A 21,788-nucleotide genomic window follows, 5' to 3' on the forward strand; every position below is an offset into this window, starting at 1 on the left:
ACGGGGTAGGTTCCGCGCAATAGGTCTAGGGAGCGAGACAGATGCAGTCCTTGAATAATCAGAAGATATTGATCGTTGGAGGTAGTTCGGGGATTGGCTTGGCAACAGCGCTTCGTGCCGCCGAAAGTGGTGGGGAAGTCACGGTGGCGTCACGCTCGCAAGAAAAACTTGACACTGCCGTTAACTCGAGCTCCGGTAAACTTCAGGCGGTCAAGCTCAATACCGGCGACAACGAGGCCGTCGAACGCTATTTGGACGTTACTTTGTGGGACCATGTCGTCGTCTCCGCAGCACAGACGCCGAGCGGCCCGGTGCGGGTTCTTCCGCTGCCAGACGCAACGAAGGCGATGGAAAGCAAGTTCTGGGGCGCCTACCGTGTCGCCCGCGCAGTAAAGATACGTGACGGCGGTTCGCTGACCTTCGTCTCGGGCTTCCTCAGTGTCCGTCCTTCGGCAACCTCCGTGCTTCAGGGCGCCATCAACGCCGCCCTCGAAGGCTTGGCACGCGGCCTTGCGCTGGAAATCGCGCCGGTGCGGGTCAACGCGGTTTCGCCGGGGCTAATTGCGACGCCGTTATGGTCTGGCCTCGATGCCGAGAAGCGGGAAGCGATGTTCAATGGCGTCGCGCAACGCCTGCCGGTGAAACGTATCGGCCAAGCAGATGACATTGCCAATGCCGTTCTCTTCCTAATGGCAACGCCCTTCGCCACCGGTTCGACTGAGCCAGTTCTGCCGAACGATGATTGCGTCGGCGGGGATCGATCGGACCTGTTCGATGAAGCGGGCGAGGTGCCAGGCGATCTGCGGATCGGTCGGGCGGTAATCGGTGACGGCTGGCTCGACCGCCTGGGCTTGGCCGAGCCGGTCGACTTGAACGACCCAGGGAACGACGGTGCCTCGCGCCGATTGCCAGACCAGCGCCGCCGCGAAGCCGCCGGCGAGCAGCAGCGAGCCAAACGCCATCAAGCGCCAGTTCTTAGCCTGGACACGGGCCGAGCCGATGCGCTCATCCCAGACCTGGGCCGCCTTTTGGTACGGCGTCTCGGGTTCGGGTGTCTTGCCGTAGTGGGTGGAAGGTCGTTTGAACATCAGCGGTCCCCTTCGGAGAGATTGACGGAAGAGCCACCGCCATGGGCGTTGCCCGATCGCACGGCGTGGCTGACGGCCGAGGCCCCATGGCTGACCGACTGGGAGCGCTTCATGCGCTTCGCCCAGGCGGGCGGCGTCGAGGCGCCGGGGGAAGTGGAAGGATCGTTGGCAGCGCCGCCGATCGTGCCTTCAGTCGACGTGCCGCCAGTGGCCTCGAAGGCGGCCTTTGCACCACTGGAAAAGCTCTGCGCCATGCTGTCGGCAGTGCGGGACGCGGCGCGCCGGAGCGACGATGTGGCGGCACTGGCACCGGCGCGGACGATGCCGCCGAGGCCGGAGGCCACGCCGGCCGCGCCTGTCTGGCCGGCAGAGGCGAGGCTGTAGGAAGTCGCGGCTCCACCGGCGAGCGCGGCGCCACCACGCGCAGCCGTCGCCGCACCACCTGTCACAGCGCCAGCACCGCTTGCCGCCGCGCCAAGGGCAGCACCGCCTGCCATCGCGACGCCGCCGGCAGCCAGACCCGTGCCGACAGCGGCTCCAGCGCCGAGCTGGGGTCCGCCGGAGACGAGGCCGTTAGCGATGCCGGGGCCAAAGATGCCAAGGCCGAGCAGAGCGAGCGCTGCGAGAACGATCGCCATGGCGTCGTCGATGGTAGTCGTGTTCGGATTTCATGCCCCAGCTGTAGGCGGCGTGGACATAGCTTCTGACGTGGTCTGCCATGGCGCGGGCGCCGCGCTCATAGATCGGCCGGATTACCTCGACAATTTCCTCTGGGTCGATTTCGCGTGCTAGCCGATGGCGTCCGAGCGTGTGGGCGATCTTGTTGAGACCCTTTTCTGTCTCCTTCCAGGAGGGCTTACCCGCTGCCTTGAGTGCGGTGACGTAGCCTGCGAACAGATCCGCCACGGTGCCCGGTCGGGTATCTGTCGCGATCTTGATGCTGCGGCCCTTCTGGATGATCTTGGCGAAATCGCGGTCGAATATCTCGCGCGCACTGGCGAGAGATATCGATGGGTATGAACCGATCTTCCTTTTGACGCGCCTCTTATCGCGCCACTGTTGCGCCATCCAATCGGCAGTCACGCGGGTCGGCATCGGCTTCAGGATCAAGATGAGCCGGCCGGTGCCGTGTCCTCCGCCATCGACAAGTGTTTCTTGCTTGCCACTATGTTCGATCCGCCTGATTGCGGCGCGTATTTCTCCATCGGAGATGATCGGCATGCTTGTTCTCCCGTTGGGTTGAGAGTGGCCTTTGCCGACGGATGGTAAGTGGGGTTTGCACCCACCGGAAAACTAGGGTCGGCAACTGGGGTCTGTAGGGGTTTTGATCCCCCGAAACCCACCCCGAATCTGCCACACTAACCGGGATTACGACAAGTCAAAAAATGCAGATGAATCAGCGTGATAGAGCGTGAGCCTGCGGGATTGAAATAGGCATTTTGGGATGGTTATGCGCCAGAATAATCGCCGTGGCGGAGAGCTCCAAGGCGCGCCTGACCACCTCGCGCGGATAGACCGGTGTGTGGTCGACCGTGCCGACCTGCTGCACTTCGTCGGCGATCAGCGCGTTTTTCTTGTCGAGGAACAGGATGCGGAACTGCGGTCTTATGTAGCAAACGCACCAACATAGACCAAGCACGCGGCAGCTCGTTCCCCTAGAATCAGGGAATGCCAAGAGTTGCCCCCATTGTCCGCTCCACCCGATACGAGCACGCGATTAACACGCTGGTCGCGAAGCGCGCCGAGATTTCCGGCGCAATCCGGTTCAAGGGTGCGGACCTGGCCGACCAACTTCACCACATTGACGCCGTGCTGCTCATCCTTGGCTATCAGGGCGACCCGACGCTGATACCGGCATTGAAGCGAAAGCCTAACCGGTTTCGCAAGGGCGAACTGTACCGCCTGATATTGATGAATGAAGCGGAAGGCAGCGCGACGAACAAAGAGACAGCGCGCCGCATCGTGCAGGCGAAGGGCTGGGACTCGGCTCTTGTCGAGCCGATTCGGCAATGCGTGAATTCCGCGAAGGTCTGGCGGAAGCGAAAGACCCTAGCAATACCCAAATAAAAGACTTGTGCTAAGCCTTTGGCCGAAATAACAACTTCGCTCGGCAAGAAATCAAGAGGCGAGTCGGCTCGGCTATGTTCGATGAATATAAGTATGGTTACTACCAAGCCCTGCGAACCGAAGCGCGCGGTCGGATTGTGAATGCATTAAACCGGCGCATAAAAACAGCGGAAGACAGAGAGACGTGGCGTGGGATCACGCTAGCTTCCATGAACCAGGAAGCCTACGATTATGCGCGGGTGGAATGGCCTAAATACTATGGTGTGGATACACACGAAGGGCTCCCGTATAGCTGGGAACGGCTCTATTTCAAGTTCATGGCAAAGCCATCAAATTTCAATTTGGCTGTATGGCAGACGCTTGGAGATCAGAAGATCTTGCAGGGGCTGGCCCTAGGCAAACCCTCGTCTGGTAAGACCCATCTGACCGTTAACTGGGTTGAAAGGTCCTTTGGCCCATCATACTTTAGGGGCGGTGTCCTTATGCCCATATTGGCTTGTGCCGAAGAATATGCGAAACTTCTTGGCTGCGAGCGCGTTTTGGTGAAGGATGCGATTGACCCTGCGCATTTTGAAAAATATGGGTACGCGCCGTACGACCATGTGCCCAAAGGGGGCACATACATGGCAAAGGAGTTGGAACATGGCTGATATTGGAAAGGCACCATCGGTTGAATTGACTGATGCGTTGCGGACTGGATTCCTGGATGCCATGGAGCGAGTGAAGTCGCTTAACCTCAATCCGTGTGCAACCTTGGTCGACCAAATTTCAAACGACGAATGGGCCTCTTGGGACGCCTCCAAAGAGGTTGCACTCGTTGTAGATGCAGACGGTATTAATAACGACGATATTGAACATGAGTTCGATATCGCCGCTTAGGAATACGTGCACGGCTTTCGGAAAAGCCCGCTTTCAAGCGGGCTTTTTTATTCTACCCGCTGCCAATAACCCGCCCAAACCCTCGACACAGGATGATTGAGCGCACCGCCAAGCAGGGCGAATGCGTTGCCACCATTTGACCGGCGACGATGATCTTCCAGCCATGCGGCATGATTGGCGTACTGGTAAAGGTAGCGGTGCGAAACGTGGTGGTGCTGGCCGGCGACCATCCGGCGAAGGCGGCTGAAATAGCTTTCCACCATGTTGGTGTGCTTGCCGTGGCCGTCGCTGTAGCTTTCCGAGTGATTGATGCGGGTTGAAGCGTAATCCGCCTCTAGCGCGTCCCAATGGCTGGCTTCGTCTGCAAACAGCTTGGTGCCGGCAAGCATTCGAGCGCGGGCGATCTCAACGCCTTCGGCTTCGCGGCGGCGGATGAACGTCAAGGTACGTCCAGCGCGCTCGCGGAGGGCGATGACAACGCGGCGACGGTCTGACTGGTTCTCCTTCACGCGACGGTCCTTGCGGTCCTCTACGCGGTTCTCAGGGCGCACCACGCCGCCGAAGTAAGCGCCGTCGATCTCGACTTCGCCTTCAAGGGTTTCATTCTTGGTTTCAGCCGACAGGGCTTCGCGCAGCTTGTGGCCGAGCACGAAGGCGGTCTTGTACTGCACGTCCAGATCGCGGGAGAACTGGACCGCCGACATGCCCTTGGCGCCGTTGACGAACAGGCAGATCGCGGCCAGCAGATCGACAAACGCCAGCTTGCGCGAAGCGAAGATCGTGCCAGACGTGACAGAGAACTGCGCACCGCAGGCGGCGCACTTGAACTTGCGACGGGTCGGAATGTCGTAGTGATCCAGGCATCCGCATTTCGGGCAAACAGGCTCGCCTTGCGTCGAAGCCCAGCGAAGGCCCTTGAACGTGTCGTAAGCCTTTTCCTCGCCGCCCTTGTAAATCTCTTTGAGGGAGAGGGAGCGGCTTTCGGCGGAAAGGAGGAAGTGTTGGGCCATTGTCATCATATCCGGTGATATTGTTCACCGTATATGCGGGCTTGTATCGCCAAATGCAAGGGGTTATATCATCAGATACGATGATATTTTTGAGGCGACCCTATGGCACGTAAGGACGACCCGGCTACCGTCGAGTATGAGACGCGAGCGAAGAACCTTTTGAAATCCGAATTGAAGCGCAAGGGCGTGACCTATGCGCAGCTCGCAGAAAAGCTTGCCGCCATCGGCGTTCATGAAAATGAAAGAAATCTAAATAATAAGATAAGTCGCGGTGGCTTTACCGCTGCGTTTTTGCTACAATGTTTGGACGTAATACAGGCAACAGACATCCGGCTTTAATAATGGCTGATCTTGAATCAAGACGTGAAGGCGACAGGATTGTAATTCTGCTTAATCCGGGTCAGCCACTAGAGCTTGGCGATCTTTCCGAGAGCTTTTCTGCGCTTGCCCGCATGTATGGGCGTCATTACAGACCGCACGGCGAAACGGCACCCAAGCTGTATGTGACCAAGCTGGAAAGCGGCTCCATCTGGATGGAGATCGCGCCCTATCTGCAAATGCTCGGTCAGGCAGTGCAGCCGGTAGATTCAGTCCTTATCGTCGCCGATTTCACCAATAGGCTTTGGCGAGGCATCAAGGCATTTTCAAGCGGCCCACAGGATACGGTCCGTTTGGACCCGCCATCAGACGACGACGCCCGCGACATCAGGGAATTTGTGAAGCCACTACTCGGCAAGAAAGGCGCAGAACTTGGGATCAAGCACGCTCGCTACCGAAAGACGGATGGCGAAAAGGAGACTGTGGTCGAATACGACTTTGACGAAACCGAATTGAACCGCGCGGCCATAAACATCGACGCGGCGCTAAGTGCAGACCCGTCGCTTTTGGAGGCACCCGATGCGCCACCCGATAACCAGATCAAGCGCGAGGTGATGCTGTTTATGGATCAAGCAAATCGCGGCCCCGGCAAAGAGAAGGGTCGCACTGGCAACAAGGGTGTTATCCCGTCAATTTCGGATAAGGCGCTGCCCGTCTATTTCCGAAAGTCCATCAATGACCTCAAAGGGCAGATCACGAAAGAGGTAAACCCGCTGACCAGTACCTTCGTGGTGGACGTGCTTGTCCAGTCGGTTGCCGGCGAGCCGAAGGGCTATATCGTCACGGACGTCCACGACGCCATTCCGGGCGAAGCCGACTAATTCGGCTTGGTGCGTTTGCTACATAAGACCGCGGAACTGCTCGCGCTCCTCGAAGGCCATCACCGACCGGCAGTATTCGAGAACCTGCGTCCAGGTCGACAACAGCTCGCGGCCGGCGATCTCGCCGCGCGCCATGCGCTGCGCCGTTGCCGCAACCACCTTGAGGTCGAGCGCCACCGCCGGGCCGATGCCCTTCACCTCCTGCAGGCGCTCGACGGGCGCGCCGAGGACCTCGGCCAATGTACCGAAGCGTGCCAGCAATGCCTTGGCGACCGGCTTGGTGTCGGCGCGCGGGATCAGCCGAAACAATAAAAGCTCGAGCAGTTCGTAGTCGGGGAGGGTGTTGGGACCGGCGGCGAAGCGCTCGCGCAAGCGGTCGCGATGGCCGAGATAATGCGGCTTGTCGGCGGCCACCGCCTTGGCGGGCGATCGCACCGGCCTTTCGGGAAAGAAGGCCCGCTCGTCGTCGTCACCGTTCATGGCTGCCCCCACCCAGCATTTGCCGGGCACGGTAACGCCCGATCTGCCAGACACTAGGCCCGCAGGCCGGGGCGGTCGAGGTTTTTTGGCGACAGCGTGAAGATCTCGCAGCCGGTTTCGGTGACGCCGATCGTGTGCTCGTACTGCGCCGACAGCGAACGGTCGCGCGTCACCGCGGTCCAGCCGTCCGACAGCACTTTTACATGCGGCCGACCGAGATTGATCATCGGCTCGACGGTGAAGATCATGCCCGGCCGCATCTCGACGCCTTCGCTGGCGCTGCCGTAATGCAGGATGTTCGGCGCGTCGTGAAACAGCCGGCCGACGCCGTGGCCGCAGAAATCGCGCACCACTGAGCAACGCTCGGCTTCGGCATAGGTCTGGATGGCGGCGCCGATGGCGCCGGTGCGGGCGCCCGGCTTGATTGCCGCGATGCCGCGCATCAGGCACTCATACGTGACTTCGAGCAGCCGCTCCGCGGCACGCTTGATCGTGCCCACCGGATACATGCGCGAGGAGTCGCCATGCCAGCCGTCGAGGATATAGGTGACGTCGATATTGACGATATCGCCATCCTTCAACGGCTTGCTGTCGGGTATGCCGTGGCAGACGACGTGGTTGATCGAGGTGCAGGATGATTTCGTGTAGCCACGGTAGTTGAGCGTCGCCGGAAGCGCGCCATGGTCCATGCCGAACTCGAAGACGAAGCGATCGATCGCTTCGGTGGTGACGCCGGGCGCCACCATCGTCACCAGTTCGTCGAGGCAGCGCGCGGTGAGATCGCAAGCCTTGCGCATGCCGACAAAACCTTCCTCGTCGTAAAGACGGATCTGGCCGGTGTTTCTGAGCGGTGCCGTGGCGGCGTCGAGATAGGTGACCATTTTTATCCGTCTTGCAGAGATGCGAGGCTGGATGAGCCTCCGCGAGAGAAATCTCCCCAGATTTGGCACTGGAAAGCGCAAGGTTCAAGGACGAACTGCCGGCGACGGCCGAAGACCGGCGATATTCATGCCTGGGGGCATTCTCCTTGCCTGTAGCGGCCCATGCTTCCGCCGGGTTCATTGGCTACCGCAGTGACGACACATTTCTGGGCGAGAAGCGGCCCAAGCATTAAGCCGCCACGGCAATTTTTTGCGACGAACGGCGTTGCTGCGGGGGCGTCGGTTCGGGAGAGATCGAATGGACAGACTGCAATTCGAGGTGCCGGTGCGGATCGCGCCTGTGCCCGGCCAGCCGGTCGAGGAAATCTACAGTGTCGAGCAGGCGCTCGATTTCCTGCAAACGTGGCCGGTTCGCCGGAAGGGGCCAACCTACCAGGCCGCGTTCAACGCCTGTTTTGGTGCCACGGTGGACATCGTCGAGACCGAAGACGCATGGCGGGCCTTCATGGCGTTTTGCCGGGTGAGCGGCCTCCTTGCCAGGGACATGATGGTTCCGCGCAAGCGGGGCGGCGAGGCGAGGGGACTGCGGGCGTAGGGAGCTTTCGACACAATCCTCAGTCCGTCTTCGCCTCCTCTTGCCGACATCCCCATCAGAGTGGCGGGTCCAGCAAAGCTTGCGCAGCATCACGCTGGCGATAGACATATGCCAAGTTGAAATTGCTGGTACGCCCAAGGGGAATCGAACCCCTGTTACCGCCGTGAAAGGGCGGTGTCCTGACCGCTAGACGATGGGCGCGCTCAGATGTGAGCGCTTATAGTTGCGTCGCGACAAACCGGCAACCCGTCTGCCGCCGGCTGCGACAACTTTTTTCCGTTGGCTCCAAACCGCGTCTTTCCGACAGCCAAGCTGGTTTTTGCAGCATGATGCAACGCCGCCGAGGGGAGCCTTCGCAGTGGCGGAAGAACCTCGCCCTAGCCGCGCCTGCGGCAACGCCAGTTCCAGTCGCGCTCGGGGCCGACATCGACGTGAACGGATTCGGTGTGGCAGTAGGTGCCGACGCCACCGCGGCCCGGCATGGTGCGGAGATAGCTCGCCAGTTCCCATTTCGAGACGCCGGGAACCTGGATGTCAGCGGCGGCGCAGTACATGTGCAGCGAGTTCTTGGCACCGTTGGCGCGGCGGTTGCGGGCCGGATCCCGATAGCCGGAGGTGACCGTCATCTTGCGGCCGTAGTGGCCTTCGATCGTCTTCAGCACGCGAACCAGCGACGGCTTCAAGCAGGCGACATCGACGCTTTCGTTCTGTTTCAGGAGACCGTTGGGTGCCAGCCGGGCGAGGCCGGCGGCGGAGGCGACCTGGTAGGCGCCACCCGAACCTTCGTCCTCGTTGAGGTCGACGTCGCTCTCATCGTCGAGGCCGGATTTGCGCTTGATCTCGAACAGCGCCGTCTGGCGCACGCCTGGCAGCGCATCGGCCGTGAAGTGGCTGGTATCGCCGGTTGACACCAGCTGCACGGGCTTTTCGGCCGGGTTGGCCGAGGCCAGGGTGACGGTGGGTTTTGTCGCAGGCGTCGCCTTGGCCTGCATGACCGTTGGCTGCCCGCCCGATCTGCTGTTGGCCGGCGAAGAAGGTGCCGCCGAAGCAGGCGTGGCGCTGAACAGTGAGGCCAGGAAGTTTTTCTTCGGTGCGTAGGCCTGTGGCTGCGGCATCTCGCCGGCGGTCACATAAACCGGGTTGTTCATCGCCGGCGCGGCGGCCTTGGCGTCGGGCTTCGATGCATCAGCACTGTTCTGTGCCACGGCCTGTTCAGCCGTCTGGGCGTTTGGTTGCAGCGGCTGCGGCGTCTGTCCCGGGATCGTCTCGGCTGCCGTGGGAACGGCGATCGGGAAGCCGGCATCGGGCTTGGCTCCCGGCTTGGCCACTGGCACATAGGCCACCTGCTCGGGAAGGTTGGCGTCGCCGTCGGCATTCATCGTCATTTGTGCGGTTGTCATCTGCGACGATGATGCGGCCGTGCTGGCCTGGGGCGCACCGGCGGCCGTGCTGATTTCGGTAGCCGAGGTATTATAGCCTGGCATGCCGACCGACATGGTCGGGTCGCCGGCCGAGGTGCAGGACGCCAGGAGCACCGAGAAAAGCGCCGCCACAATGGCGCGGCTTTCTCCCTTCGCGAGGCGCGATCCTGCTGATCTCAAAACAAAATTCCCCCTCGATATCCGACCGGTTCGTCATTGGCGCGACGCCGAAACGTCTCGTCGAAATGACCCTTGTTCCCCGAACCGGAAACGAGACCTGTGTCAAATCTGCAAGCCTCAAAGTAATTTGGCGGCTAGAGGATGAATCAAGGCTGCTCAGGGTTGACGGCACCATTTCGCCCGCTTTTGGCGGCGCGTCAACTCACCACACATTACAGATGGTTACACACGCACCTTGACATAGGTGCCGGGGGCTTCGCCTAGAATTTGCATGTGCTCGCCCGGTTTGCGGGCCGGTACCCGGGTATTGTCCTTGGCTTCGATCCAGCGTTGCCAGTGCGGCCACCAGGAACCGGGATGGTCGGTGGCCCCGGCGAGCCATTGGTCGAAGTCGCCGGCCGGCTTGCCGCCGGTCCAGTAGTGATATTTCTGCGCCGCCGGCGGATTGACGACCCCGGCGATGTGGCCGGAGCCGGCCATGACGTAGTCGACCTCGCCGCCGAAATATTTCGAGCCGAGGAATACCGAAAGCGCCGGCGCGATGTGGTCCTCCTTAGAGGCGAGGTTGTAGACCGGAATGGTAACGTCCTTCAGCGAAACCGTGCGGCCCGCCAGTTCCATCATGCCTTGCGAAAGCCTGTTCTCGAGATAGCAATTGCGCAAATAGAAGGAATGGTTGGCCGCGCCCATGCGGGTCGAATCGGCATTCCAGTAGAGCAGGTCGAAGGGCAGGGGATCCTTGCCGCGCATGTAGTTGTTGACGACATAGGGCCAGATCAGGTCGCCCGAGCGCAGCATGTTGAAGGCGGTCGCCATCTTGGTGCCGTCGAGATAGCCTTTCTCGTTCATCGCCTTTTCGACGGCCGCGACCTGCTCCTCGTCGACGAACACTTTTAGATCGCCGGCATAGGTGAAATCGACCTGGGTGGTGAAGAAGGTGGCGGATTTGATGCGATGGTCGCCTTCCTGCGCCATCAGCGCCAGGGCCGCCGCCAGAAGCGTGCCGCCGACGCAATAGCCAATGGCGTTGACGTCCTTTTCGCCGGTGGCCTTTTCGATCGTGTCGAGGCCGTATTGCAGGCCCTCTCGGATATAGGCCTCCCAGCCCTTGGTGCCGTGCCGCTCGTCCGGATTGATCCACGAGATGACGAAAACGGTGTGGCCTTGCTCAACCGCCCAGCGGATGAAGGATTTTTGCGGGTTGAGATCGAGAATGTAGAATTTGTTGATCCATGGCGGGCAGATCAGCAGCGGACGCTTGAGCACGGTCTCGGTCGCTGGATCGTATTGCAGGATTTCGGCGACGTCGCTGCGGCCGACCACCTTGCCGGGCGTGGTGGCGAGGTTCTTGCCGATCTCGAAGGGCGAATAATCTGCCTGCCGCAGCTTCAGGTCACCCTTGCCGGCGGCAATGTCCTCGGCCAGCATCTTCATGCCGCGCACCAGGTTTTCGCCGTTCGAGGCGACGGTCTCGCGAAACAATTCCGGATTGGTCAGGATGAAATTCGACGGCGAGATGGCATTGGACACCTGCCTGACATAAAAGCTGGCCTTGTGGCGAGTGTGCTCGTCCAGACCGTCGGCGTGCTCAACCAGTTCGGCCGCCCAGCGCGAGGTGACCAGATACGCCTGTTTCAGAAAATCGAAGAAGGCGTTGCGGCCCCATTCGGGGTCCTGGAAACGCTTGTCGCCGCGCTCGGGCTTGACCGCGTCCTCGGCGTCCTCGGCGCCGGCGCCGATGCGCTGGACGGCGTTGGCCCAGACGGTCATGTAGCCGGAAAACAGCCGCGTTTGCGCCTCCAGCGCGCGCTGCGGGTCGGAGAGCCAGTACTCGGTGAGCTTGGAGAAGGTCTTCACCATGTCGACGACCGGCTCGGCGACGTGATCGCGCACCTCGCCCTTTTCCCGCGGCTCGGCCCATGCCGAGGCGGCCTTGCCGGCCTGCTCGATCATGCGGGCCATGTTCAGAGCGAAGCGTTCCGGGTCCTTCACCAGATATTGCTCGACGGTCGAAGGTTGGTCATCTTCCGCTTTGCCCGAATCGGGTGTTTTGGACATGGTTCGCGGGGTTCCTCCCGAAGCGTTTTGTTGACATATTACCATGGGATATCGGACAGGGTCCAATGTGCTCTAACCCGGCCGCCAGGAAAACAATATGACGATTAATATTGGCAAGAACGTTTTTTCCGGCACTGGTCGTTTTTGCCGCATGGCGCTCGTCCTGTTGGCGATGGCCGGTTGCACGAGCAGCAACATGGAAGGTGCAGCGCCCGCCACCGGCCTTGTCGGCGCGAAGGACACTGGTTCCTATCCGAACCTGAACATCCCGCCGCAGGTGGCGGCCGAGCAATTCACCGACGAGGAAAAGAACGCCAAGCTTGCCCAACTGAAGGCCGAGGAGCAGAATCAGGCCGCGAAGGGCGGCGGCGTCAAGGTCGCGGACCAAGCAGCGCTGGACCAGCTGGCAAAAAAACACGGCGCCGAGGCGCTGAAGCAGATCGAAGGCAAATGCGACCCCGCTCTCGACCCTAATTGCAAATAAGCTTATACGCGCGACCGCAACCTCACTGTCTGGAACTGCCATGGAAGAATTTCACAAGGTCCGCCGGCTTCCGCCCTATGTTTTCGAACAGGTCAACCGGCTGAAGGCCAGCGCGCGTTCGCGCGGCGCCGACATCATCGACCTTGGCATGGGCAATCCGGACCTGCCGACGCCCAAGGCCATCGTAGACAAATTATGCGAGGTGGTGCGCGATCCGCGCACGCACCGCTATTCGTCGTCGCGCGGCATTCCGGGTCTGCGGCGTGCCCAGGCCAACTACTATGCCCGCCGCTTCGGTGTGAAACTCGACCCGGACAGCCAGGTGGTGGCGACGCTCGGCTCGAAGGAGGGCTTTGCCAATATGGCGCAGGCGATCACCGCCCCCGGCGACGTGATCCTTTGCCCCAACCCGACCTATCCGATCCACGCCTTCGGCTTCATCATGTCGGGCGGCGTCATCCGCTCGCTGCAGGTCGAGCCGGACGACGGCTTCATCCCGGCGTTGGAGCGCGGCATCCGCCATTCGATCCCGAAGCCGCTGGCGCTGATCCTCAATTATCCGTCCAACCCGACGGCACTGGTCGCTTCGCTCGATTTCTACAAGGAGGTGGTGGCCTTCGCCAGGAAGAACGACATCATCATCCTGTCGGATCTTGCCTATTCGGAGATCTATTTCGACGGCAATCCGCCGCCTTCGGTGCTGCAGGTGCCGGGCGCCATCGACGTCGCGGTAGAGTTCACCTCGATGTCGAAGACCTTTTCGATGCCGGGCTGGCGCATGGGTTTTGCGGTCGGCAATGAACGGTTGATCTCGGCGCTGACGCGCGTGAAATCCTATCTCGACTACGGCGCCTTCACGCCGATCCAGGTGGCGGCCGCGCATGCACTCAACGGCGACGGCGCCGACATCGCCGAAGTGCGCGACGTCTACCGCAAACGCCGCGATGTCATGGTCGACGCCTTCAGCCGCGCCGGCTGGACCATTCCGGCACCCGCGGCATCGATGTTCGCCTGGGCGCCGATCCCGGAGCCGTTCAAGCACCTGGGCTCGCTTGAATTCTCCAAGCTCCTGATCGAGCACGCCGACGTCGCGGTGGCGCCGGGCGTCGGCTTCGGCGAGCATGGCGACGATCACGTGCGCATCGCGCTGGTCGAAAACGAGCACCGGATCCGGCAAGCGGCGCGCAACATCAAGCGCTTCCTCGCGTCCAGCGCCAAGCAGCCGAATAACGTCGTACCGCTCGCCGCGCATCGCTGATTTTTCTACACATCAATCGACCGAATGGGGCGTCGCCGGACATGGCTGAAGCGTTGCGTGTTGGAATTGCCGGCCTGGGCACCGTCGGTGCGTCGGTGGCCCGCGTGCTGCGCGACAAGGCGGCCGAACTGACGCGGCAGTGCGGACGCGACATCGTCGTGTCGGCGGTTTCGGCCCGCGATCCCAAACGCGACCGCGGCGTTGATCTTGGCACAGCACAGTGGTTCGACGACGCCGTCAAGATGGCGCAGACCGCCGAGATAGATGTCTTCGTCGAGCTGATCGGCGGCGACGAAGGCCCGTCACGCTCGTCCGTCAAAGCGGCGCTCGAGGCCGGCCGACATGTCGTCACCGCAAACAAGGCGTTGCTTGCCAAGCACGGGGTGGCATTGGCCGAGATCGCCGAGAGGAAAGGCGTGCTGCTCAATTACGAGGCGGCGGTGGCCGGCGGCATTCCGGTCATCAAGACAATGCGCGAGGCGATGGCCGGCAATTCGGTGACCCGCGTTTTCGGCATCCTCAACGGTACCTGCAACTATATTCTGACGCGCATGGAAGCCGAGGGCCTGTCCTTTGATGCCTGCCTGAAGGATGCGCAACGGCTGGGCTATGCCGAAGCCGACCCGACCTTCGACATCGAGGGCCACGACACCGCGCACAAGCTGTCGATCCTGACCAGCCTTGCCTTCGGCACGAGGATCGCCGCCAACGATATTTACATGGAAGGCATCTCCAACATCAGCCAGGCCGACATCCGCGCGGCCGGCGATCTCGGCTACCGGATCAAGCTGCTTGGCGTCGCCCAACGCACCGAAAGCGGCATCGAGCAGCGCGTGCACCCGACCATGGTGCCGACGGCCTCGGTCATCGCGCAGGTGCACGGCGTCACCAACGCGGTCGCGATAGAAACCGACATCCTCGGCGAATTGCTGCTTTCCGGCCCTGGCGCCGGCGGCAACGCCACCGCGTCGGCGGTGATCGGCGACATTGCCGACATCGCCAAGAGCCGGCCTGGCTTCCAGCATGGTCCGGTCTTCGGCCGGCCGGCGAAGGAATTGAAGCCCTACAAGAAGGCGCAGATGCGCAGCCATGCCGGCGGTTATTTCATCCGGCTGACCGTGCACGACCGCCTCGGCGTTTTCGCGGCAATAGCCAAGCGCATGGCCGACAACGACATTTCGCTGGAATCGATCGTCCAGCATGCCGCTGGGCCGGAAACCGAGGCACAGAAGACCGTCATCCTGGTGACCCACGAGACGACCGAGGCGGCGGTGCGCAAGGCCGTCGACGGCATCACCAGGGACAGGCTTCTGACCGACAAGCCGCAAGTCATCCGCATCGAGCGGGCCGGATAGTAGTCTCACATTTTGCGTTTAATCGATTGATATTGCTGCGCTTTCAAAAAGGTCCAGCGCAGGTCTTGCTGTTGTCACGGGGCTTTGACACAAGAAGCGCGTCTCTGGCGGGAGGCCGAGTGCCAACGAGGATTGTCCATCGATGAATGTGGCCCAGAACATTGTCGCCGGCCTCGACCGGATACTGACCATGGAATTGGTGCGCGTCACCGAACGCGCCGCGGTCGCGGCCGCCAGATTGCGCGGACGCGGCGACGAGAAAGCCGCTGACCAGGTTGCGGTCGATGCCATGCGGCAGGAGCTCAACCGTCTTGCCATCAACGGCACGGTGGTGATCGGCGAGGGCGAGCGCGACGAGGCGCCGATGCTCTATATCGGCGAGGAGGTCGGTACCCGAAAAGGCCCGGCTGTCGACATCGCGCTCGATCCGCTGGAAGGCACGACGATCTGCGCTAAGAACCTGCCCAACGCATTGGCCGTTATTGCCATTGCCGAAAAAGGCAGCCTTTTGTTCGCGCCGGACGTCTATATGGACAAGATCGCGATCGGCCCGGGCTATGCCGACGGCATCATCGACATCGATGCCTCGCCGGCCGAAAACATCGCCAGCCTGGCCAAGGCCAAGGGCGTGCCGGTGGCGGAGATCACCGCCTGTATTCTCGACCGGCCACGCCATGGCGCGTTGATCGAAGCCGTGCGGGCGACCGGAGCCGCAATCCGTCTGATCGGCGACGGTGATGTCGCCGGGGTCATCCACACCACCGACCCGGACGAGACCGGCATCGACATCTATCTCGGCACCGGAGGCGCGCCGGAAGGCGTGCTCGCAGCTGCCGCCTTGCGCTGCACCGGTGGCCAGATGCAGGGCAGGTTGATGCTCGACACGCCGGAAAAGCTGGTGCGCGCCGCCAAGATGGGCATCTCCGACCCCAAACGGATCTACCACACGCAAGACATGGCACGCGGCGACGTGCTGTTTGCCGCGACCGGCGTGACCGACGGCAATATGCTGGCCGGCGTCAAGTTCGGCCGCAATTTCATCACCACGCATACGATCGTGCTGCGCTCGTCATCGCGGACCGTGCGCGAGATCAAGGCCAGGCACCAGGATCTGGAAAAGTTTTGATTTCGACTCAGTCAGCCGTTGCATATTGTGCGCAATGACAAATTGCAGACGGCGCGTCACGTGACGGGGGAAAGACGCTTTTTCCTCGATGTCAGGCAATCGGCCACCGGCGTTTCCTGGGAACACCGGCTGACCGAGCGCCAGGACATGGCTGCGCTCGCCATCGCGCAAGGTTATGGCGTGCCCGATATCGTGGCGCGCGTGCTGGCCGGGCGCGGCGTCACCGCCGAGCAGACCGAGCGGTTTCTGGATCCGACCATCCGCAACCTGCTGCCCGACCCGGCATCGCTGACCGACATGGACAAGGCGGCCTCTCGCATCGCCCAGGCGGTGATGGCCAGGGAAAAGGTGGCGATCTTTGGCGACTACGATGTCGACGGCGCCGCCTCGTCGGCGCTGCTCAAGCGCTTCCTCGCACATTTCTCGGTGCCGTCGGAGATTTATATACCGGACCGCATCTTCGAGGGTTACGGCCCCAATCCGGAAGCGATGCGCGAACTCGTCTCGCGCGGCGCGACGCTGATCGTCACCGTCGATTGCGGCACCAATAGTGCTGCTTCCATCGACGCGGCGAAGGCCGCCGGCGCCGACGTCGTGGTGCTCGATCACCATCAGGTCGGCGGGGCGTTGCCGGGGGCGGCTGCGGTCGTCAACCCAAATCGCGAGGACGACCTTTCCGGCCAGGGCCATCTTTGTGCCGCCGGCGTCGTCTTCCTTTGCCTGGTGCAGACCGCGAAGATCCTCCGCAGCCGCTTGCCGGATGCCGCACCGCCGGACCTGCTTGCCCTGCTCGACCTGGTGGCGCTGGGCACAGTCTGCGACGTGGTGCCGCTCACCGGCGTCAACCGCGCCTTCGTGGTCAAGGGGCTGCAGGTGGCGCGGCAGCAGAGAAACGAAGGGCTGGCGGCGCTGGCGCGGGTCTCGCGTATAGGCGAGCCGATCAGCACGTTCCATCTGGCCTTTCTGATCGGTCCGCGCATCAACGCCGGCGGGCGCATCGGCGACGCAGCACTTGGCAGCCGCCTGCTTGCAACCGACGACCCGGTCGAAGCCCGCACCATCGCCGAGACGCTGGATCGGCTCAACCAGGAGCGGCAATCCATGGAGCAGGAGATGCTGGCCGCGGCGCGCTCAGAGGCCGACGCGGAGCTTGCCGGCGGCAATGGTCCGGCCATCGTGGTCACAGCCAGCAGCAACTGGCATCCGGGCATTGTCGGCCTGCTTGCCTCACGGCTCAAGGACCATGCAAGACGGCCGGCCTTTGCCATCGCCTTCAACGCCAATGGTGTCGGTACGGGGTCAGGCCGTTCGGTGTCGGGCTTCGACCTCGGCCGGCTGGTGCGCGAGGCTGCCGATGCTGGGCTGATCGTCAAGGGCGGCGGCCACGGAATGGCGGCCGGCATCACTGTCGAGCGGGCGAAGCTCGGCGAACTCAGGGCTTTCTTCGAAGAGCGCGCGGCTGTGGATGTGTTCCGCCTGCAAGGCGAGGAGAGCCTGGCGATCGACGGCGCGCTTGCCGCCGAGGGCGCGACGCTTGCGCTGCTCGATGCGCTTGAGAGGGCAGGGCCGTTCGGCGCAGGGCACGTCGCGCCGGTGTTCGCGCTGCCGCGCCACCGGCTTGTCGATGCGCGGGCGGTCGGCAGCAACCACATCCGCGCCGAACTGCAGTCGGAAAGCGGCGGCCGCATCCAGGCGATCGCCTTTCGCGCCGTCGACACGGCTCTTGGCGAATTCCTGTTCAAGAACAGGGGCAAGCCGGTGCATGTAGCCGGCTCACTGTCGGGCAACCACTGGAACGGCAACCGCACGGTGCAATTTCGTATCGTCGACGCGGCGCTTGCCTGAGAGCTCGCTGACCGCTCTGCCTAAGCGAGGACGGTCTGCAGCCGGGTCAGATCGCCGATCTGCGCCATCGTTGCCTGGTAGCCGATACGGATCGCTTCGTCGGCGCGGTGGAATTCGGTCAGGCCGATATGGCTGAGCTTCGGCTGCAGCGATATGTCCGGCGGGTCACCGGCCAGCCTGGCGCGCGAGATGCGGTCTTGGATGATGTTGAAGGCTTCGACCATGACGCCGGTAATGCCGAGCCGCGTCTCGCGCGACTGACGTTCGGGATCGGCGTGGCCGGCCCGCGGCGCGTCTTTCTCGATGACCAGCTCGCCGGCACTGTGCTTGATCACCGCGGCGCGGCCGAACAGATCGTAGTGAAGGTTCACCGCAACCACGAGCGGCTGCTCGTAGGCACGGCAGACCGAGACCGGCACCGGATTGACCAGGGCGCCGTCAACCAGCACACGCCCATTGCAGGCGACCGGCTCGAACACGCCGGGCAGCGCGTAGGAGGCGCGCATGGCGGTGCTCAACGAGCCGCTCGACAGCCAGATCTCATGGCCGGTGCGGATTTCCGAAGCGACGCAGACGAATGGTTTTGGCAGGTCCTCGAAGCGGATGCCGGCTATGTGCTCGCGCAGCCGCGCATCGAGCTTCATGCCACCGAACAGGCCGCTGCCGCGTAGATTGAGGTCGAGAAGACCAAAAATGCGCCGCCTGGTCAGGCTGCGCGCGAATTCTTCCAGCTCGTCGAGCTTGCCGGCAACATAGCAGCCGCCGACCAGCGCGCCGATCGAGGTGCCGGCGATCATCGACACTTCGATGCCGGCTTCGTCAAGCGCGCGCAGCACGCCGATATGCGCCCAGCCGCGCGCACAGCCGCCACCCAATGCCAGCGAAATCCCTGTTTTGCCCGGGGATTTGGTTTCGGATGCGCCCGCGGCCGAGGAGAGGCCATTGGCCTCCCGAACGTCAGGTCTGTTGCGCAATGACGCCCAGTCGAGCATCACAATCTCCCTTGTCCCACGGTCATCCTACAGGCGGGCCGTATCGAAATCATGAATATACGTGGCTGAAGTGCTGCGAATGGTTCATATTGATGGTGTATTGGGCTTTCGATAGGTTTTTTCCGCATCGAACAGCGGCTTGCTGCCGTCGCTGGCAAGCGTCCCTTTGCCATCGCTCAGCCCCACCGTCCGATAAAAGCATGAACGTCGGCCGGTGTGACAAGTTGCTTCGTGACCCTGCACTTTGACGCGCAACCATATCGCGTCCTGGTCACAATCCGTGAGTATCTCGACGACCTGCTGGACATTGCCAGAGGTCTCGCCCTTCTTCCACAGCGCATTGCGCGAACGCGACCAGTAGTGCGCGACGCCGGTCTCGAGCGTTAGCGCCAGCGCCTCGGCATTCATATGCGCGACCATCAGCAGCATGCCGTCTTCGGCATCGGTGACGACGACGGTGACGAGGCCCCCGGAATCGAAGCGCGGTGAAAGGACCGCGCCTTCCTCGAGTGCCTTCTTGTCTGTTGGAGCTTTCGGGAATTCCAATGCCGACATTCGCCGGTCCTTATCTAGCGAAGCCGGCAGGCCGATCAGATCCTGCCGCCGCGCACCATTGTGACGAAGCGGACCTGCTCTTCGGGTGTGTCCTTGAAGACGCCGGTGAAGGTCGAGGTCAGCGTGGTCGAGCCCTGCTTGCGGATGCCGCGCATGGCCATGCACATATGCTCCGCCTCAAGCATAACAGCCACGCCGCGCGGATTGAGTACGTCCTGGATGACGCCGGCAATCTGCGCGGTCATCGCTTCCTGGGTCTGCAGGCGATGGGCGAAGATGTCGACGACGCGGGCGATCTTGGACAGGCCGACAACCTTGCCGTCAGGCAGATAGCCGACATGCGCCTTGCCGATGATCGGCACCATGTGATGCTCGCAATGCGAGTGGAAGGATATGTCCTTGACGAGGACGAGGTCGTCATAACCAGCGACTTCCTCGAACGTGCGGCCAAGTTCCTCGGCTGGGCACATATCATAGCCGTTGAACATTTCGCCGAACGCCTTGGTGACGCGCTTCGGCGTGTCGATCAGGCCCTCGCGGTCCGGATTGTCGCCGGTCCAGCGCAACAAGGTGCGCACCGCGGCTTCGACTTCGGCCTCGCTCGGCCGGTCGGTGACCGGCTTTTCCATATAGGCAGACCGCGGCATGAGTTTCTTGATAACGGCGTCCATAAAGGCGTCTCCCGTAGTTCCTCTCTCAGGAGGAACGAGTTGAACGGACCACGACCTTTCGGGTGTTAGAAACTCGCCCGGTTTCCAGCCCGTAAGTGGCGTGAACAGAATTGGGCATGACGAGGTTTGTGGTCGCCTTGTCGATACCCGACTACCGCCATTATATATGTTCGTACCGAGCGAAAGGAAGACGCCAGAGCGGCAATCGCTGTTCGCTGGGCGGCGACGGATTGGAAAAATATGATCGACGATGTCTACAATGCGAAAATTCTGGGTTTTGCCGGAAACATCGCACGGATCGGCCGGCTCGACCGGCCCGACGCAACCGCACGAGCACATTCCAAGCTGTGCGGCTCGACGGTGACCGTCGATCTGAAGATGGATGATGGCGTCGTCAGCGATTTCGCGCATGACGTGAAGGCCTGTGCGCTTGGCCAGGCGTCGTCTTCGATCATGGCGCAGCATGTCGTCGGCGCCAGCGCCGAAGAATTGCGCAGCGTGCGCGAGACGATGCTGAAGATGCTGAAGGAAAATGGCCCGCCGCCCGAAGGCCGCTTCGCCGACCTGAAATACCTGGAACCGGTGCGCGACTACAAGGCGCGCCACGCCTCGACCATGCTGACCTTCGACGCAGTGGTCGACGCCATCGGCCAGATCGAAAAAAAGCGGGCGGAAGAGGCGGCCTAGACCTTGGCAAGGAAACGCCGGCTTTCGGCGAATTCCGCCCGGACCCAGTCGGCAAAAGCCCTGGCCGGCTCGGAAAGGTCATTCAGTCTTCTGGCCACCAGCCAATAGGCGCCCGACGCGACGTCGATGTCGAAAGGCTTGATCAGCGCGCCGGACGCAAGTTCTTCGCCGATCTGCAGAAGATCGCCCAGCGCGACACCATGTCCAAGCAAGGCTGCCTGCTTGGAAAGCGAAGCATCCGCCAGTATCGAGCCGCGCGCAGGCACGGCTTCAGCCGTCACGCCGGCCGCTTCGAACCAGCGCGCCCAAGCCTGACGGTTTTCTTCGTGCAGCAATGTATAGCGACCAAGGTCGATCGGTTTTTCCAGAGCTGGGCCGGATGCAAGAAGCGCCGGCGACAGAACCGGTGAATCGACGACCGAGGCAAGCTGTTCGGCTTCGCTGCGTGGCCATGAGGTGGCGTGCGCACTGAAGCGTAGAGCAAGTTCGGGCTGATCGCTGCGGAACTCTATCAACCTCGGGTCGACCTCAAGAGAAACGTCGATATCGGGTCGCAACTCGCGAAACCGGTTGAGCCGCGGCACCAGCCATACGGATGCAAGTGACGGCTCGACGCTGACACGGACCACGGACTGCGTCGGGGCCGCCGTCAATTCCGAAAGCAGCCTGTCGATGCCCTCGAAACTTCTGACCAACTGGTCGAGCAGCCGCCGGCCGGTGTCGGTCAACTCGACGCGGCGATGATGGCGGAAGAACAAAGGTTGGCGCAGGAAGGCTTCGAGCTCGCGGATCTGGCGGCTGATCGCCGCCTGCGAAACATAAAGCTCCTCGGCCGCACGGATGAAGCTCAGGTGACGACCGGCTGCTTCGAAGCTTCTGAGAGCCGTCAGTGGGAGGTGTCCGCGCTTCATTCGCATAACTCAGAGTTATCTGACGTGGACGTTATACTCGTTTGAA

Annotated in this window: 20 protein-coding genes, 1 tRNA gene and 6 pseudogenes; 13 read left to right on the forward strand and 14 right to left on the reverse strand. The window is 62.0% G+C overall.

Annotation, left to right across the window (positions count from 1 at the left end; translation table 11 throughout):
- Nucleotides 1–41: 41 nt before the first annotated feature.
- Nucleotides 42–719, forward strand: a pseudogene (locus NKI95_RS21135) (SDR family oxidoreductase); the annotation flags it as partial.
- On the opposite strand, the pseudogene trbF reads toward NKI95_RS21135, so the two are convergent.
- The 4 pseudogenes from trbF to NKI95_RS21155 all read right to left on the reverse strand — a co-directional run.
- Nucleotides 720–1,088 (reverse strand): annotated as a pseudogene (gene trbF, locus NKI95_RS21140) (conjugal transfer protein TrbF); the annotation flags it as partial.
- Nucleotides 1,088–1,747, reverse strand: a pseudogene (locus NKI95_RS21145) (TrbL/VirB6 family protein); the annotation flags it as partial. The pseudogenes trbF and NKI95_RS21145, both read right to left, overlap by 1 nt.
- Nucleotides 1,731–2,309: pseudogene (locus NKI95_RS21150) on the reverse strand (site-specific integrase); the annotation flags it as partial. The pseudogenes NKI95_RS21145 and NKI95_RS21150, both read right to left, overlap by 17 nt.
- A gap of 175 nt (nt 2,310–2,484) precedes the next feature.
- A pseudogene (locus tag NKI95_RS21155) lies at nt 2,485–2,694 on the reverse strand (JAB domain-containing protein); the annotation flags it as partial.
- Nucleotides 2,695–2,756: 62 nt separating this feature from the next.
- Here NKI95_RS21155 and NKI95_RS21160 point away from each other — a divergent pair.
- The 3 genes from NKI95_RS21160 (at nt 2,757) to NKI95_RS21170 (ending at nt 4,034) form a co-directional block, all read left to right on the forward strand.
- Entirely contained in the window at nt 2,757–3,155 is a 399-nt protein-coding gene (locus NKI95_RS21160; RefSeq protein WP_352719214.1) for a hypothetical protein, read from the forward strand.
- A gap of 74 nt (nt 3,156–3,229) precedes the next feature.
- On the forward strand, nt 3,230–3,805 hold the full coding sequence (locus NKI95_RS21165) for a hypothetical protein (protein WP_352719216.1): 576 nt from the start codon (nt 3,230–3,232) through the stop codon (nt 3,803–3,805).
- Nucleotides 3,798–4,034 carry a hypothetical protein gene (locus tag NKI95_RS21170; protein ID WP_352719217.1) on the forward strand — a complete coding sequence of 79 codons (237 nt, stop codon included), beginning with the start codon at nt 3,798–3,800 and terminating at the stop codon, nt 4,032–4,034. The genes NKI95_RS21165 and NKI95_RS21170 overlap by 8 nt, the downstream gene beginning before the upstream one ends.
- A 47-nt stretch (nt 4,035–4,081) precedes the next feature.
- On the opposite strand, the gene NKI95_RS21175 is transcribed toward NKI95_RS21170, so the two are convergent.
- Nucleotides 4,082–5,044 carry an IS1595 family transposase gene (locus tag NKI95_RS21175; RefSeq protein ID WP_352719218.1) on the reverse strand — a complete coding sequence of 321 codons (963 nt, stop codon included), beginning with the start codon at nt 5,042–5,044 and terminating at the stop codon, nt 4,082–4,084.
- Between the two features lie 102 nt (nt 5,045–5,146).
- Between NKI95_RS21175 and NKI95_RS21180 the strand changes: the two genes are divergently transcribed.
- Nucleotides 5,147–5,383, forward strand: coding sequence for a DUF6471 domain-containing protein (locus NKI95_RS21180; protein ID WP_352719219.1), 237 nt, complete (start codon nt 5,147–5,149; stop codon nt 5,381–5,383).
- Between the two features lie 2 nt (nt 5,384–5,385).
- A complete protein-coding gene (locus NKI95_RS21185; protein ID WP_352719220.1) occupies nt 5,386–6,243 on the forward strand; it encodes a hypothetical protein in 858 nt (285 codons plus the stop codon).
- A gap of 30 nt (nt 6,244–6,273) precedes the next feature.
- On the opposite strand, the pseudogene NKI95_RS21190 reads toward NKI95_RS21185, so the two are convergent.
- Both NKI95_RS21190 and map read right to left on the reverse strand, forming a co-directional pair.
- Nucleotides 6,274–6,723: pseudogene (locus NKI95_RS21190) on the reverse strand (UPF0758 domain-containing protein); the annotation flags it as partial.
- 53 nt (nt 6,724–6,776) lie between these two features.
- On the reverse strand, nt 6,777–7,604 hold the full coding sequence (map, locus tag NKI95_RS21195) for a type I methionyl aminopeptidase (RefSeq protein WP_352466984.1): 828 nt from the start codon (nt 7,602–7,604) through the stop codon (nt 6,777–6,779).
- A 298-nt stretch (nt 7,605–7,902) separates the two neighbouring features.
- On the opposite strand from map, the gene NKI95_RS21200 reads away from it, so the two are divergent.
- On the forward strand, nt 7,903–8,199 hold the full coding sequence (locus tag NKI95_RS21200) for a DUF982 domain-containing protein (RefSeq protein ID WP_023678889.1): 297 nt from the start codon (nt 7,903–7,905) through the stop codon (nt 8,197–8,199).
- A 126-nt stretch (nt 8,200–8,325) separates the two neighbouring features.
- Here the strand turns inward: NKI95_RS21200 and NKI95_RS21205 are convergent.
- The 3 genes from NKI95_RS21205 to phaC all read right to left on the reverse strand — a co-directional run bounded on the left by NKI95_RS21205 (nt 8,326) and on the right by phaC (nt 11,858).
- Nucleotides 8,326–8,400: transfer RNA gene (locus tag NKI95_RS21205), tRNA-Glu, on the reverse strand.
- A 176-nt stretch (nt 8,401–8,576) separates the two neighbouring features.
- Entirely contained in the window at nt 8,577–9,695 is a 1,119-nt protein-coding gene (locus tag NKI95_RS21210; RefSeq protein ID WP_352719251.1) for a YcbK family protein, read from the reverse strand.
- Between the two features lie 327 nt (nt 9,696–10,022).
- Nucleotides 10,023–11,858 (reverse strand): class I poly(R)-hydroxyalkanoic acid synthase, encoded by a 1,836-nt coding sequence (gene phaC / locus NKI95_RS21215; protein ID WP_352719221.1) that lies wholly within the window; start codon nt 11,856–11,858, stop codon nt 10,023–10,025.
- A 151-nt stretch (nt 11,859–12,009) separates the two neighbouring features.
- Between phaC and NKI95_RS21220 the strand changes: the two genes are divergently transcribed.
- From NKI95_RS21220 to recJ, 5 genes are all read left to right on the forward strand, one after another.
- Complete coding sequence (locus tag NKI95_RS21220) at nt 12,010–12,342, forward strand: hypothetical protein (RefSeq protein WP_352719222.1); 333 nt, start codon at nt 12,010–12,012, stop codon at nt 12,340–12,342.
- Nucleotides 12,343–12,382: 40 nt separating this feature from the next.
- Nucleotides 12,383–13,600 (forward strand): LL-diaminopimelate aminotransferase, encoded by a 1,218-nt coding sequence (locus tag NKI95_RS21225; RefSeq protein WP_023678886.1) that lies wholly within the window; start codon nt 12,383–12,385, stop codon nt 13,598–13,600.
- Nucleotides 13,601–13,641: 41 nt separating this feature from the next.
- Nucleotides 13,642–14,955, forward strand: coding sequence for a homoserine dehydrogenase (locus tag NKI95_RS21230; protein ID WP_352719223.1), 1,314 nt, complete (start codon nt 13,642–13,644; stop codon nt 14,953–14,955).
- A gap of 142 nt (nt 14,956–15,097) precedes the next feature.
- Nucleotides 15,098–16,081 (forward strand): class II fructose-bisphosphatase, encoded by a 984-nt coding sequence (glpX, locus tag NKI95_RS21235; RefSeq protein ID WP_352719224.1) that lies wholly within the window; start codon nt 15,098–15,100, stop codon nt 16,079–16,081.
- Nucleotides 16,082–16,141: 60 nt separating this feature from the next.
- A complete protein-coding gene (recJ, locus tag NKI95_RS21240; protein WP_352719225.1) occupies nt 16,142–17,926 on the forward strand; it encodes a single-stranded-DNA-specific exonuclease RecJ in 1,785 nt (594 codons plus the stop codon).
- Between the two features lie 20 nt (nt 17,927–17,946).
- Here recJ and NKI95_RS21245 read toward each other — a convergent pair whose 3' ends face one another.
- The 3 genes from NKI95_RS21245 to folE form a co-directional block, all read right to left on the reverse strand.
- On the reverse strand, nt 17,947–18,918 hold the full coding sequence (locus NKI95_RS21245; RefSeq protein WP_352466977.1) for a patatin family protein: 972 nt from the start codon (nt 18,916–18,918) through the stop codon (nt 17,947–17,949).
- Nucleotides 18,919–19,002: 84 nt separating this feature from the next.
- Nucleotides 19,003–19,473 carry a phosphoribosyl-AMP cyclohydrolase gene (gene hisI, locus NKI95_RS21250; RefSeq protein WP_352719226.1) on the reverse strand — a complete coding sequence of 157 codons (471 nt, stop codon included), beginning with the start codon at nt 19,471–19,473 and terminating at the stop codon, nt 19,003–19,005.
- 35 nt (nt 19,474–19,508) lie between these two features.
- Nucleotides 19,509–20,144 (reverse strand): GTP cyclohydrolase I FolE, encoded by a 636-nt coding sequence (folE, locus tag NKI95_RS21255; protein ID WP_352719227.1) that lies wholly within the window; start codon nt 20,142–20,144, stop codon nt 19,509–19,511.
- Nucleotides 20,145–20,384: 240 nt separating this feature from the next.
- Here folE and NKI95_RS21260 point away from each other — a divergent pair, with 240 nt between their 5' ends.
- The gene (locus NKI95_RS21260) at nt 20,385–20,831 is read left to right on the forward strand and encodes an iron-sulfur cluster assembly scaffold protein (RefSeq protein ID WP_023678879.1); all 447 of its coding nucleotides are present in this window, start codon (nt 20,385–20,387) and stop codon (nt 20,829–20,831) included.
- Here the strand turns inward: NKI95_RS21260 and NKI95_RS21265 are convergent.
- Nucleotides 20,828–21,742, reverse strand: coding sequence for a LysR substrate-binding domain-containing protein (locus NKI95_RS21265; protein ID WP_352719228.1), 915 nt, complete (start codon nt 21,740–21,742; stop codon nt 20,828–20,830). The two genes, NKI95_RS21260 and NKI95_RS21265, sit on opposite strands and share 4 nt — an antisense overlap.
- Nucleotides 21,743–21,788: the final 46 nt, after the last annotated feature.

The organism is Mesorhizobium sp. M0306, from assembly GCF_040321655.1.
Taxonomy (GTDB): Bacteria; Pseudomonadota; Alphaproteobacteria; order Rhizobiales; family Rhizobiaceae; genus Mesorhizobium.

Coding starts and splice junctions, on each gene's coding strand:
- NKI95_RS21160 (WP_352719214.1), top strand. CDS start 2,757: ATGCCAAGAGTTGCCCCCATTGTCCGCTCCACCCGATACGAGCACGCG.
- NKI95_RS21165 (WP_352719216.1), top strand. CDS start 3,230: ATGTTCGATGAATATAAGTATGGTTACTACCAAGCCCTGCGAACCGAA.
- NKI95_RS21170 (WP_352719217.1), top strand. CDS start 3,798: ATGGCTGATATTGGAAAGGCACCATCGGTTGAATTGACTGATGCGTTG.
- NKI95_RS21175 (WP_352719218.1), bottom strand. CDS start 5,044: ATGGCCCAACACTTCCTCCTTTCCGCCGAAAGCCGCTCCCTCTCCCTC.
- NKI95_RS21180 (WP_352719219.1), top strand. CDS start 5,147: ATGGCACGTAAGGACGACCCGGCTACCGTCGAGTATGAGACGCGAGCG.
- NKI95_RS21185 (WP_352719220.1), top strand. CDS start 5,386: ATGGCTGATCTTGAATCAAGACGTGAAGGCGACAGGATTGTAATTCTG.
- map (WP_352466984.1), bottom strand. CDS start 7,604: ATGGTCACCTATCTCGACGCCGCCACGGCACCGCTCAGAAACACCGGC.
- NKI95_RS21200 (WP_023678889.1), top strand. CDS start 7,903: ATGGACAGACTGCAATTCGAGGTGCCGGTGCGGATCGCGCCTGTGCCC.
- NKI95_RS21210 (WP_352719251.1), bottom strand. CDS start 9,695: ATGTCGGTCGGCATGCCAGGCTATAATACCTCGGCTACCGAAATCAGC.
- phaC (WP_352719221.1), bottom strand. CDS start 11,858: ATGTCCAAAACACCCGATTCGGGCAAAGCGGAAGATGACCAACCTTCG.
- NKI95_RS21220 (WP_352719222.1), top strand. CDS start 12,010: ATGGCGCTCGTCCTGTTGGCGATGGCCGGTTGCACGAGCAGCAACATG.
- NKI95_RS21225 (WP_023678886.1), top strand. CDS start 12,383: ATGGAAGAATTTCACAAGGTCCGCCGGCTTCCGCCCTATGTTTTCGAA.
- NKI95_RS21230 (WP_352719223.1), top strand. CDS start 13,642: ATGGCTGAAGCGTTGCGTGTTGGAATTGCCGGCCTGGGCACCGTCGGT.
- glpX (WP_352719224.1), top strand. CDS start 15,098: ATGAATGTGGCCCAGAACATTGTCGCCGGCCTCGACCGGATACTGACC.
- NKI95_RS21245 (WP_352466977.1), bottom strand. CDS start 18,918: ATGCTCGACTGGGCGTCATTGCGCAACAGACCTGACGTTCGGGAGGCC.
- hisI (WP_352719226.1), bottom strand. CDS start 19,473: ATGTCGGCATTGGAATTCCCGAAAGCTCCAACAGACAAGAAGGCACTC.
- folE (WP_352719227.1), bottom strand. CDS start 20,144: ATGGACGCCGTTATCAAGAAACTCATGCCGCGGTCTGCCTATATGGAA.
- NKI95_RS21260 (WP_023678879.1), top strand. CDS start 20,385: ATGATCGACGATGTCTACAATGCGAAAATTCTGGGTTTTGCCGGAAAC.
- NKI95_RS21265 (WP_352719228.1), bottom strand. CDS start 21,742: ATGAAGCGCGGACACCTCCCACTGACGGCTCTCAGAAGCTTCGAAGCA.